The organism is Janthinobacterium sp. NKUCC06_STL, assembly GCF_019345455.1.
GTDB classification, from domain to species: Bacteria; Pseudomonadota; Gammaproteobacteria; order Burkholderiales; family Burkholderiaceae_D; genus Janthinobacterium; species Janthinobacterium rivuli.
On the sequence record NZ_JAHKQY010000002.1, the window covers coordinates 275,961 to 288,017 of the forward strand.

9 protein-coding genes are annotated in these 12,057 nt (G+C 66.1%); all 9 read left to right on the top strand.

The genetic code is table 11. From position 1 onward, the window contains the following. Positions 1-6: 6 nt before the first annotated feature. The 9 genes from KO539_RS10190 to KO539_RS10230 are packed head-to-tail and all read left to right on the top strand — an operon-like array spanning position 7 to position 11,894. On the top strand, positions 7-1,494 hold the full coding sequence (locus KO539_RS10190; RefSeq protein ID WP_219308963.1) for a hypothetical protein: 1,488 nt from the start codon (positions 7-9) through the stop codon (positions 1,492-1,494). A gap of 14 nt (positions 1,495-1,508) precedes the next feature. Then, on the top strand, positions 1,509-2,447 hold the full coding sequence (locus KO539_RS10195) for a hypothetical protein (protein WP_219308965.1): 939 nt from the start codon (positions 1,509-1,511) through the stop codon (positions 2,445-2,447). Next, positions 2,444-6,235 carry a hypothetical protein gene (locus tag KO539_RS10200; RefSeq protein ID WP_219308967.1) on the top strand — a complete coding sequence of 1,264 codons (3,792 nt, stop codon included), beginning with the start codon at positions 2,444-2,446 and terminating at the stop codon, positions 6,233-6,235. The genes KO539_RS10195 and KO539_RS10200 overlap by 4 nt, the downstream gene beginning before the upstream one ends. Positions 6,236-6,267: 32 nt before the next feature. Beyond that, positions 6,268-7,620, top strand: a complete 1,353-nt coding sequence (locus KO539_RS10205; RefSeq protein ID WP_219308970.1) for a hypothetical protein — start codon at positions 6,268-6,270, stop codon at positions 7,618-7,620. 30 nt (positions 7,621-7,650) lie between these two features. Continuing rightward, positions 7,651-7,923: a phosphopantetheine-binding protein gene (locus tag KO539_RS10210; RefSeq protein WP_176389636.1), complete on the top strand. Its 273-nt coding sequence runs from the start codon at positions 7,651-7,653 to the stop codon at positions 7,921-7,923. Then, positions 7,916-9,145, top strand: a complete 1,230-nt coding sequence (locus KO539_RS10215) for a beta-ketoacyl synthase (RefSeq protein ID WP_219308972.1) — start codon at positions 7,916-7,918, stop codon at positions 9,143-9,145. Before KO539_RS10210 ends, KO539_RS10215 begins: the two co-directional genes overlap by 8 nt. Further along, complete coding sequence (locus tag KO539_RS10220; RefSeq protein WP_219308974.1) at positions 9,142-10,401, top strand: beta-ketoacyl synthase; 1,260 nt, start codon at positions 9,142-9,144, stop codon at positions 10,399-10,401. The genes KO539_RS10215 and KO539_RS10220 overlap by 4 nt, the downstream gene beginning before the upstream one ends. Further along, positions 10,398-11,147 carry an aspartyl/asparaginyl beta-hydroxylase domain-containing protein gene (locus tag KO539_RS10225; RefSeq protein ID WP_219308976.1) on the top strand — a complete coding sequence of 250 codons (750 nt, stop codon included), beginning with the start codon at positions 10,398-10,400 and terminating at the stop codon, positions 11,145-11,147. The genes KO539_RS10220 and KO539_RS10225 overlap by 4 nt, the downstream gene beginning before the upstream one ends. 9 nt (positions 11,148-11,156) lie before the next feature. Beyond that, on the top strand, positions 11,157-11,894 hold the full coding sequence (locus KO539_RS10230; RefSeq protein WP_219308978.1) for an SDR family NAD(P)-dependent oxidoreductase: 738 nt from the start codon (positions 11,157-11,159) through the stop codon (positions 11,892-11,894). Positions 11,895-12,057 lie beyond the last annotated feature (163 nt).

Here is a 12,057-nt window from a genome sequence, read left to right on the forward strand (position 1 = left end):
AAGTCCATGAACGATATCGCCATCGCCATCGCCGACGAGGATGTGCCGCTCGCAGCGGGACAGATCCGCTTCTATTGCGCCGCCGAGCCCCCGCTCCAGGCAGGTTCCTACTGGTTGCAGGCGCAGCAGACGGTCGACGGGCTCAAGGCCGATGTGAAGGGCAACAGCTTCGGCGTGCAAACCCCGTTCCTGGTGAGCGGCCCGCGCTTCCAGCTGCCGTCCCAGGACTTGCAGCTGGTCTATCCGCCGGCCAATATGGTCGGCAACTACGAGGAATCGCTGCCGCACGTGGTGTTGCGCACCCGCACCTTGCCGTGGGTCAGGTCGATCGACGGCAACACCAACAACGCGGGCGACAACGACGGCACCACGCCGCCCTGGATCGGCCTGCTGACGCTGTATCCGGACGAGCTCAAAGGCGCCACCCCGCAGGTGATCACGGTGGCGCAGCTGATCGACCCGGGCGACCCGTCCATCCTGGGGCCGACCCTGATCGACGCGGACACCCTCAGTGCCGATGAACTGGCCTCGCAACTGCTGGCCATCGACCTCGACCTGGCCGCCTTCCTCGCGCTCGCGCCGTCGCTGGCCGAACTGCCGCTGCTGGCCCACGTGCGCGAAGTCAACACGGACCAGAAAGAGGTGCTGGGCATGGTCGAGGACGGCTGGTTTTCGGTCGCCGTCGGCAACCGGCTGCCCAGGAGCGGCTGCGACAACAGCTGTTTCCTGGTCTCGCTCGAAGGCCAGCAGGCGCATCTGCACGGCGGCCCCGCCATCGCGGCCCAATACAAGACGATCCGCCTGGTTTGCCTGGCGACCTGGAAGTTCACCGCCGCCGGCCCGCGCGGCAGCTTCCTCGACTACATGCAGAACCTGTGCGGGCAGGGCGGGGTCGACCTGATGCAGCCGACCCACCGACCATTCCCCGCCGTCTTGAGCGGAGCCGAGAAAACGGCCGTGGAGGCACTCCAGATCGGCTACATTCCCCTGCAAAACGTGACCCGCAGCGGCGAAGTGACGACGTCCTGGTACCGCGGCCCCCTGTCGCCGGTGCCCACCAAGGCCGACCCGCTGGGCCCGTATTTCTTCAGCGACCGCGCGATCCGCTACGACCCGGCCAACGGCTTGTTCAACATGTCTTACGCCAGCGCCTGGCAAATAGGCCAGTTGCTCGGCTTGTCTGACGCGGCCTTCGCCAGTTCGCTGTTCCAGTGGCGCATCAACAGTTACCAGGCGGCCCTGTCGGCCGTCGCCTCGGACCACCTGCACGGCCTGGCCGACCAGTTCCAGCAGCCGCGCGCCGGCGTCACGCCGGTACTGCTGGCGGTGCTCTCGAGGGTGGCCGGGCAGGCCGTCTCGATTGCCCCGCTCAAGGCGCATGAGCGGCGCGACGAGGACCTGTTGCCCGGCGTGGTGCCGGACTGGGAGGAGCGCATCGCCGCCGGCGAGGACGCGCTGCACCTGTTGCACCAGCACGTGCGCAAGCCAAACTAAACGAGGAAGTTCACATGACCACAAGCAGCCATAGCGGCGCGACCGAGTTGCTCAAGATGTACCAGCAGGCGCTGACCAGGACCGATGGCGATAAGGAAAATGGCCTGCTCGACATTCCCGACGACATCGTCGCCTGGCTGGCCGAGCTGTGCCTGCTGTACGGCGTGCCGTTCGAATATCTGGTACCGGACGCGGCCATGCTGCCGCCTGAATCGATCCGCTTCTTTTACATGGACCAGAACTGGGCCGATTGCGCCGTCAACGGCGCCGTCAACATCGCGCTCGGCTCGTCGCAGGATTACGCGCAAGTGCTGCGCACCTTCGAGCGCCTGGCCCAGCAGGCCGCGCTCGCCGTCGGCAACGTGCGCCCCAAGCTGCGCCGCAAGGCGCTGCCGCCCACGCTGGAGGTGGGCGGCACGGTGACCGGCGTGCTGCTGCGGTCGGCCGCCGTCACGGGCTGGCCGGGTATGGAGGTAAACGCCTTCTTCGACGTCCTGGGCACCAGGCCGGTTCCCCTGCTGCGCCTGGACCGGCTGTCCGACAACGTGCTGCTGGCCCTGTTCAACGGCGTGCCGCAGCTGGTCAACTTCTCGGAACCGCCGGAAGGCTTGCATTTCGGCGTCATCGGCGTGCCGGCCGAGCCGGGCGCATACCAGATCGCCCTGCGCGGCCTGGGCGGCGCCTTCCCGGCCGGCAAGCAGATCAACGATAGTCACGGCGATGCCTTCACCTCGCCGATCGCGTTTCGCAACGGCGACCGCGCCAGCGGCGTGCTCGACATCGTCAAATGCAAGGACGCCATGGTGGACAAGCTGGTCGGCCTGGGCGCCTGGCAGGCCGGCGCTGCTTTTACTTCCTCGCAATTCGCGGTCGAGATGGTCAAGGGGGCGGGCTTGCAGCAATTCGAACCCGCGACTGGAAAAATTTGCAACGGAAATCTGGTGAAAGCATGAGCACGCCTATCGTCAATCCAACCTGGGCCGGCCCGGTCCTGCTGACCCCGATCTACCTCGACGCGCTGATGGTGGGCGCTCCGAACCAGACGGGCGACTGGGCCGCCGTCGCGGTGCAGTACGACCAGCTCGGCCTGCGCCTCGGGCAGCCGCAGCCGAGCGCGTTTGAAATTGCGTCGAACCCGCCCGCGCTCGGTATCCACCTGATCTGGACCGTGCCCAGCGCGCTGCGCCATGGCCAGGTGGACGCGCTCGGCGGCGTCAGCTTCCCCTCGCTGCCGAACCGCTGGATCGTCACGCGCAGCTTCATCGCCCAGCCCGGCGACGTGCCGCAATTGACGGCCTGGGTGCTCGAGAGCGATTACCTCGGCCCCGCGCCCGAAGGCACGCACGTGTTTCCCGATCCCGACGGCGGCAGCACCTTGCGCTACATCGGCCGGCGCTTCGACCTGAGCGCCTGGGACGGCACCACCTCGACCTACGGCAAGGCCTTCCTGCAGGCGATGGGGCCGGGCGACCCGACCTATGTCGCGGTGTACGACAACATGACCAACGTGCTTGCCTTCCACGACGACATGGCGGGCGCGGCCGCCGGCGTGTACAGCTACAGCAGCTGCGGCTGGTATGCCACGCCGGACGACGATCCGCTCTATGGCAAGACGGTCGACCTGCCGTCCGGCTTCACTACCGAAGAGCAGTGGCGGGCCATCATGGATACCATGCAGTGGAGCGTCGGCAATGACGCCGACCTGGCCGACGCCGAGCTGGACTGGCAGGCCTGGCTGGCGGCCAACCCGGTCAGCGGCGGCCCGCCCCTGACCGCCGCCCAGAATCAGTGGCCGGCGCAGAACCTGTGCCACGGCTTCGTGTATGGCTTGCAATGGAAGGGGAGCGACGAGTTTTACCCGATCAACAAGATCCTGGACGGCACCAATCCGCCCACGGTGGCGATCGGCGCCAACGCCGAGGAGGCGCTGTCGGCCTGGCTGGCCAAGGAAGTCGGCAGCGTCGAGGCCGAGGCTTTGCTGCTCGCGTTCCAGCAGGACATGGTGTACGACTACGTCGACAACCGCAGCGTGTTCCTGGTCCAGTCGCAGGCGGCGCGTTTCGCCACCCAGGGCGGCGGCAAGCAATGGGTCGTTTTCCAGGACGGGCAAACCTCGTCGCCGACCGACATCCCGACGGGCGCCTATTCGGTGCCGCTCGATCCGGCCGCAACCGCGGCCTTGATCAAGCTCAACAGCGACCAGTACCGGCTCGACGCCGACACCGCCTTGCTGGCCACCTTGAAGTGGCAGTTGTACGCGGCTTACTGGAAACTGGAAAACTATCCGCGCACCAATCCCGGCTATGGCGCCAAGGCGCAGGCGCAGATCGATGCACTGAGCCCGCAGGTCGGCGCGCTGCAAGACCAGATCGCCGCGCTCACGCTGACCCTGGAGCAGGACAGGGCGGCGCTGCAGACCCTAGTCGCGCCGCTGAACCTGACGATGAACACGATCAACCAGGCGCGCTTCAACTACCGCCAGGACCCGGTGATTCTGCTCGCTGGCGCCAGCCAGGACACCAAGTTCGGCGCCCTGGGCTCCAGCGCCGGCGACGGCCAGCTGTTCACCCGCTTCACCGGCCAGACCATTTACGCGATCGACGTCGTCTACACACCGGTGCCGTTTGACGTGACGCTGGCGGTGGGCGATTTCCCGGCCATCGTGTGGCCGGCCGGCGTCATGATCCCGAAGGAAATGCATGACTATTGGTTCGAGACCTTCCTGCTCGACACCAACAACGCCCAATTGATCGCCGCGCGCGCGTTCGAAAAGGCGAACATTGTCCCGAGCGCGGCCCAGCTGGCCGACCTGAGCGCGCAAATCGCGCGCCAGCAAACGCTGGCCTGGAACGGGCCGGCCGCCGAGGTGGTCGACGTGCGCACGATCGCCGGGACCGCCGGCCTGTATGGCGTGCCGCCGGCCAAGCTGTCGGTTGCCGCCTGGACCCCGCCGTGGGCGCCGATTTACCTCGACTGGGAAATCGAATGGCATCCGAGCGCCGCCACCCCGCAAGCGATGCTGGCGGACTGGCAGCTCGACGAACTCGATTTCGAATGGACCGGCACCACCGTGACAGCCGCCGCCGCCACCTACACCGGACGCAGCATCCTGAACGGGCAAAGCGCGCTCGGCCTGCAGGACAAGCTCAACGACTTCCTCAACAGCGATCCGAACACGGCCCTGTTGCCGCAATACCAGATCGACGAATTGCGCGACATGGCCGCCACTATCGGCCAGTTCGACGTGCTGGCCCAATCGATGTCCGGCATCATCCAGCAACTGATCATGCAACAGCTGAAAATGAGCAAGCTCAGCTCCGTCCAGAAGACCGAGATCGCCGAACTGCTCGCCGACGTGGCCAGCTACCTGCCCGATGCGGGCGCCGACCTGTTCTTTCCTATCCACGCCGGCCATTTCCGCATCCCGAAGCTGCAAGTGGTCGATGCCTACGGCCAGATCCTGCGCGGCTCGCAACTGAGCGACAACCTCCAACCGATCCGCAGCGCCAGCCTGGTGACCTTGGGCGAGGGCAACAGCAAATACATGCAGCTGACGCCGCGCGTGACGCAGCCGCTGCGGCTGGACTTCCGCATGGTGAAAGCGGACGATGACAGCGTGCGCAGCAATTCGTCGGACCTCACCAGCGCCATCTGCGGTTGGGTGATCCCGAACCATATCGACCATAGCCTGGTGGTGTTCGACCCGGCCGGCAACAACCTGGGCGAGGTGATGCTCATCGACTACGGCAACGACGCGGTCGATGTCGGCTCCGGCTTGCGCTGGGACGCCGTGCCCGGCAGCAATGCGGTGCTGGGCAGCCCGCCCGAATTCGGCCCAGCCATGCGGCACCTGAACGATTTCGTCGACGGCATCCTGCTGCGCGGCTCGGAGGGATGTCCGGCCCTGCAGGAGTTGCTCGACGTGATAGATTCGAGCCTGTGGAAAGTCGACCCCCTGGGCCAGCCGATCCAGGGCAATCTGGCGATCCTGCTGGGCCGCCCGATCGCGATGGTGCGCGCCCTCGTCACGCTCGGCGTGAGCGGCTCGGACGCCAACGACCAGTCATGGGCCGACACCGGCATGAACGTCACCGGGGACTTCACGTCGGTGGCGCTGCCGCTGCGCATCGGCGACATCAGCTTGAGCAACAACGGCGTGATGGGTTACTTCCTCGACGACGACTACAGTTGCTTTTATCCCTATTACGGCTATGACGACCGGCTCGCCATCCCGCGCCGGGTGATGGCCGACCGCACTCTGGCGCCGCGCGACAAACTCGCGCGCATGGCCAGCGACCTGGCCGCCAGCGGCGCGCCCGGCGCGCCTGGCCCGAACTCCTACCTGGTGGGCGACCCCGGCTTCACCACCGTGGCCGACGGCGTGACCACCCACAGCGTGACGATGCTGGTCGACCCGCGCGGCTGGATGCCGGCCATCTCCGGCTACCTGCCGGTGCAATGGCTGTCGTTGCCGGCCGGTCCGGTTAACAGCGCGCTCAACAATATGTCCACGACCTTCCGCACCGGTCCGGTATTGCTTGAAACGCCGCAGATCCAGTTGCCGCTGCCGGCCAGCGTGAAAGGCGTATGGACCTGGGTCGAGCGCTCCGGCGTGACCACCTGGAGCGAGAGCGACGCGCTCACCAGCGCCGCCGCCGTGGCGGCGCTGCCGGCCACGCGGCCGATCCTGAGCGAAGGCTGGCTCAAGCTGAGCGGCGCCCTGGGCGGCGACCAGGCTTGATTTTTCATTTACCCTGATAGAAGAAAGATGCGATGAGCGCGACAGTCCTCACTTATGTACTCTCCCCGGCCACGGCCGTGGCCAACAGCCGCGTCAATTTCACCCTCGTGGCCAGCAACGGCGGCGCCAAGCCCTTGCAGCTGACGCCGAACGATGAAATCTACATCTGCCTGCCGGTGGGCAGCGGCGCTACCGACTTGACGGCGGACTTGAGCACGGTCAACACCGGGGCGCCTGCCAGCTGGCGCTGCAGCAAGAACGCCTCGGCCGCCCCGTACAATTTCCTGATTTCGCCGAGCCAGAACGTCACGCTCGCCGCGGGCGCCTTCCTGGCCTTCGAATTCAATGCGGTGGTCATCAATCTGGAGCAGGGCAACGTGTCCGTGCTGCTCGATGAGTTCATCGGCGCCGGCCAGGCCAAGACCAGCTTCCCGGTATCAAAAAGCGTCGCCGTGCTCAGCATCGTGGCGCAGGCGATCCCGCAGATTGTCGGCCTGGGCCAGAGTACGACCCTGAAATGGACGGCGGCCAAGGCCGCCTACGTGACGATTTCGCCGCTGCCGAACCAGTACAAGACCATCGACCAGCTGGTCACGACACCGTCGAAGGACGTGGCCCCCGGCGCGGTGCAGGTCGCCTACACTTTCTACGCGTGGACGCCTTCGCAAGAATTCGCGCGCGACATCGTGGTGGTGACGATCAGCGTGCCGGTGGTCGAGAGTTTCGAACCCAAAAACAGCCCGGCCATCAATTATTTCGATACCGTCACCTTGAGCTGGAATGTCGACTACGCCCAAACGGTGCAACTGACCACGGACAAGGGCGTGGTACAGGTGGGCAGTTCCGGCAGCATGCCCGTGCAGCCCTACAACAGGTTGCAAGGCAATTCGGCCACCTACACGTTGCGCGCGACCGGGCTTGGCCAGCCGGTGCTGGCGCAGATCGACATCCCGTTCAAGCCGGTGACGGTCGATTACTTCCGCTATCCGGCCTTCGGCGTGACCAACACCTGCCAGGTCGGCGTGAGCAACGGCGTTTGGCAGGTTGACCAGTTCACCGGCTATTTCCGGCTCACGGCCAGCGGCGCCTACGGGCCTGTGGTTCAATACCTGGGCGATTATCCTTCGCTGCAGGTGCAGGTGTTCCTCGCCAGCGCCTATAGCGTGGCCGCCGGCACGGCGGTGACGCTGCAATGGCAAACCAGCCTGGCGCTGTCGGCCAATCTTGGCGCGAACGGCGTGAGCCGTGCCATCGCCAGCGACCAGGTGGCCAAGGGCAGCGTCGTCGTCAACCCGGCCGTCACGACCGACTATGTGCTCAGCGTCAGCGACGCCAACGGCAACGTCGTGACCAGTTCCCTCAGTGTCGTCGTCAGCCCGTCGTAATCAATCAACCCTGCCAAATGGAGCAATCTTATGCGAGAATCTGAACGTGTCATTTACGAAGCCATCCGCAAGGTCAAGCCCTCGCTGATCGAAACCGAGCTCACCCCCGCGACCCGCTTCGACAAGTTCGACATTGCGTCGCTGGAAATGGCGATGATCGTGTTCGAGATCAACGACGCCTTCGACATCGAGATCGAACTCTACACCTTGATGACCCTGGATACCATCGAGGACGCCTGCGTCCACGTCGACCAGGAGCGCCGCAAGAGCGGAGCGGTCGGGACGGTGGTCGCCGATGCATGAGCTGAGCGACGAGCAAAGGGTGGTCATCACCGGCATGGGCTGCGTGTCGGCGAGCGGGATCGGGGTGGCGCCGTTCTGGGATGCGCTGGTCCATGCCAAATCGGCGATCCGTCCCGTCACCCGGACCCAGGTGGGGCATACGATCACGGCGCCGGCCGCCGTAGTCGAAGGCTTCCAGTTGCAGCAGCACATACGCACCAGCCAGCAACCGCTGCTCGACCCGTTCTCGCAGTACGCGCTGGTGGCGGCCCAGGAGGCGATCGCCGACGCCGGCTGGAACCGCGAACAGGTTCCGGGCGACCAGGTGGCCGTGATCCTGGGCACCACCAGCGGCGGCGAGGCCTCGCGCGAGGCCGAGGCGATCCGCCTGTTCCACCTCGGCAAAAAGAGCTGCAATCCTGCGCTGGTGGTGCGTACCAACCATCAGGCGTCGGTCAGCTGCATCTCGATGGAATTTGGCTTCACGGGCCCGGCCTTCGTGGTCCATAGCGGCTGCGCCTCGGGCACGCACGCGATCGCGCAGGCCTTTTTGATGCTGCGCCACGGCCACGCCGGCTACGCCATCAGCGGCGGCAGCGAGGCCAGCGTCATCTATTCGACCCTGCTCGCCTTCCAGGCCATGGGCGTGCTGGCCAGCGACACCTGCCGCCCGTTTTCGAGCGGCCGCAGCGGCCTGGCGCTGGGCGAGGGCGCCGGCGTGGTGGCGCTCGAAACGCTGGCCTCGGCGCGCGCGCGCGGCGCCGTCGTGTACGCCGAACTGGCGGGCGTCGGCATCACCTCGGACGCGGGCGACCCGGTCAACCCGCTCGCGCAGGGCTCGGCTGCGGCCATGAACAAGGCGATGCGCTCGGCCGGCCTGCGCCCCGATCAGATCGGCTACATCAACGCCCACGGCAGCGGCACCGAATCGAACGACCTGGTCGAAAGCGCGGCGATCCGCAGCGTGTTCGGTGCGCGCGACGCGGTGGCCGTGTCGTCGACCAAGGCGGTGCACGGGCACGCGCTGGGCGCGACCGGCGGCTTCGAGTTGATCGCCGCCACCCTCGCGCTCAAGCACGGCCTGATCCCGCCGACCGCCAATTTCCTCGAACGCGATCCGCTGTGCGACATCGACATGGTGCCCAATGAACTGCGCGAAAAGCGGATCGATGCCGCCTTGTCCAATTCCTTCGGCCTGGGCGGCATGAATTCGGTGCTCGCCATCAAGCGTTGCCCGGCATGACGAGCTTGCACATGGCCGCCCAACGGCGCGTGGTGGTCACGGGAATGGGCGTGGTCTCGGCCGCCGGCAACGACCTGGCCAGTTATTGGGACAATTTGCGCAACGGGCGCAGCGGCGTGGCCGCGCTCAGCCGCGAGGGCGAGCAGTGGTGCGCGACGGCGCAGGAACCGGTACGCCTGATCGGCGCCCAGGTCAGCCTGCCGGCCGCGCGCACGGTGGCGGCCAATATATCGCCCGAAAGCATCGACGATTTCGCACGCTTCGCCCTGCACGCGGCCGAACAGGCGATGCGCCAGGCCGGCTTCGACTACCTGATGGAGAACAGGGAAGAGGTCGGCGTGGTGCTGGGCACGGCGATGGGCGGCGAGGATGCGCGCAACCTGGCCGGCTTCCGGGTGTATGTCAAGCGGCGTCCGCCGGCGCCACAAACCCTGATCCGCGCCATGGCCAACGCCGGCGCGAGCACTGTCTCGATGGCCTTCGGCCTGCAAGGGCCGAGCCACTCGGTGGTGAGCGCCTGCGCCTCGGCCACGCACGCCATCGGACAGGCTTACCAAATGATACGCGCCGGCCTGGCCGACGTGATGCTGGCCGGCGGCAGCGAACAGTTGCCGTCGTACAGCCTGTACAGCGCGTGGCGCCAGATGCGCGTGCTTTCGCCGGATGCCTGCCGGCCCTTCGGGGCCGACCGCAATGGCATGGTGCTGGGCGAGGGCGCCGGCGTGCTGGTGCTCGAAACGCTGGCCTCGGCGCGCGCGCGCGGCGCCACCATCCTTGGCGAAATCTGCGGCTTTGCGATGAACGCCTCGGCCGCCGACTGGACCCGTCCCGACAGCGCCAGTATGGCGCGCTGCATCGCGCGGGCCGTCAAGAGTGCCGGGCTCGACGTCGAGCAGGTCGGCTTCGTGATCGCGCACGGCACCGGCACCTTGCTCAACGACGCGGCCGAGAGCGAGGCCATCCACGCAGTGTTCGGCCGCCACGGCGCCAGCGTGCCTGTCTCGGGCGGCAAGGCGATCCACGGGCACGCTTTGGGCGCCACCGGCGCGCTGGAATGCATCAGCGCGCTGCTGGCGCTCGAACACGGGGTGGTTCCGCCGATCGGCGCGCCGCACATTCCCGACCCCGCCAGCAGGCTCAACATCGTCCATGGGACGGCCATCGGGCATGGCAAGCGCCATGCACTGTGCAATTCGTTCGCCTTTGGCGGACTCAACGGCGTGCTGGCAGTCGGGCGCCACGACGGGGAACCATGATGCTGCTGAAAAAACTCTACTTCATCGCCAGGACGCGCCTGCTCAACTACAAGATCGTCAGCGTGTTCAACCCCATCTTCAACCGGGTGATCGGGGGCGACAAGCGGCCGCTGTACTTCGACATCGACGAGACCTGTCCCGCCTTGCGCCTGTTCGAGCAGAACTACGACGCGATCCGGGCCGAGCTTGACGCCGTGCTGCCGCACCAGCACGAAATGCCGCGCTACCACGACATCGATATCGACCTGTTGTATGCCTCGGGCCGCTACAACCGCGAGAAGCGCTGGAACGTGTTCATGCTGTACTGCTACGGCGAGAAGCCGGAATTCAACCGCAAGCAGTGCCCGAAGACCTGCGAACTGCTCGACGCGATTCCGCACCTGTGCCAGGGATTCTTCTCGATCCTCGATCCCGGCAAGTCGATCCCGCGCCACACCAGCCCCTCGCGCTACTACCTGCGCTATCACCTCGGCCTGAAAGTGCCGAAGCACAATCCGCCGTCGCTGCTGCTGCACGACACCAAGTACACCTGGAAGGAAGGCGAGGCAGTGCTGTTCGACGACAGCTGGGACCACGAAATCATCAACGACGCCAAGGAAGTGCGGGTCGTGCTGATCGTGGACGTGCTGCGCCCGATGCCGCAGCCGGCGCACATGCTGGGCCGCCTGATCATGCTGATGGCGCGCCGCGTCTACGCCATCGGCACCCACCGGCGTGCCAGCAACTACACCTGGAAAACCGATTAAGGAGTTCTCATGCGAAAAAATGGTGCGATCATCATCACCGGCGGCAGCCGCGGCCTGGGCCAGGCCTTCGTGCGCGACGCGCTGGCATGCGGCCACATCGTAGCTACCTGCAGCCGCAACGAGACGGCCTTCATCCGCGAACTGCGCGCGGCCGATCCGGACGAGAACCGCTTCTGCTGGCGCGCGCTCGACATCACCAACGGCGCCGAGACCAAGAAATTCGTCAAGGAAGTGGCACGCCGCTACGGCGCCATTTCGGGGCTGGTCAACAATGCCGGCTATAGCGACGGCCAGTTGCTGACGATGATGAACGAGGAACTGTTGCAAAAGCTGCTGAGCACCAACCTCGAGGCCTTGATCCGCATCACGCATTTCGTGGCGCCTTATTTGCTCAGGGAAGGGGCCGGCAGCATCATTAACATCGGTTCGATTTCCGGCAAGCGCGGCTTTTCCGGCATGTCGATCTACGGCGCGACCAAGAGCGCGCTCGACGGCTTCAGCCGCTGCCTCGCGCGCGAGCTGGGCGAACGCATGGTGCGCGTAAACGTGGTCGCGCCAGGCTTGATCGCCACCGAGATGGCGGATGCGACCTCGGAAGTGGAGAAACAGAAGATCATCGGTCTCACGCCGATGGGCCGTTTCGGCACCGTCGCCGACGTGGTCGGCGTCGTGCGTTTCCTGCTGTCCGACGATTCTGCCTTCATCACAGGACAAAGCATTACCGTCGACGGCGGCTTTACCTGTTAAGTGCCAGCGCGGCAGGGAGGTCTACGGCTGCGCTGTCTGGCAGGCCACCGTCGGCGTGGCCTGGCCCTTGCGGCGCATGCGCATGAACTCGACGCCCGCGAGCACATTACCGGAGCCTGAACCGGCTGGTCGCAGGGCATGCACGGGTCGGCGCATTTGACTG

Coding starts and splice junctions, on each gene's coding strand:
- KO539_RS10190 (WP_219308963.1), top strand. CDS start 7: ATGAACGATATCGCCATCGCCATCGCCGACGAGGATGTGCCGCTCGCA.
- KO539_RS10195 (WP_219308965.1), top strand. CDS start 1,509: ATGACCACAAGCAGCCATAGCGGCGCGACCGAGTTGCTCAAGATGTAC.
- KO539_RS10200 (WP_219308967.1), top strand. CDS start 2,444: ATGAGCACGCCTATCGTCAATCCAACCTGGGCCGGCCCGGTCCTGCTG.
- KO539_RS10205 (WP_219308970.1), top strand. CDS start 6,268: ATGAGCGCGACAGTCCTCACTTATGTACTCTCCCCGGCCACGGCCGTG.
- KO539_RS10210 (WP_176389636.1), top strand. CDS start 7,651: ATGCGAGAATCTGAACGTGTCATTTACGAAGCCATCCGCAAGGTCAAG.
- KO539_RS10215 (WP_219308972.1), top strand. CDS start 7,916: ATGCATGAGCTGAGCGACGAGCAAAGGGTGGTCATCACCGGCATGGGC.
- KO539_RS10220 (WP_219308974.1), top strand. CDS start 9,142: ATGACGAGCTTGCACATGGCCGCCCAACGGCGCGTGGTGGTCACGGGA.
- KO539_RS10225 (WP_219308976.1), top strand. CDS start 10,398: ATGATGCTGCTGAAAAAACTCTACTTCATCGCCAGGACGCGCCTGCTC.
- KO539_RS10230 (WP_219308978.1), top strand. CDS start 11,157: ATGCGAAAAAATGGTGCGATCATCATCACCGGCGGCAGCCGCGGCCTG.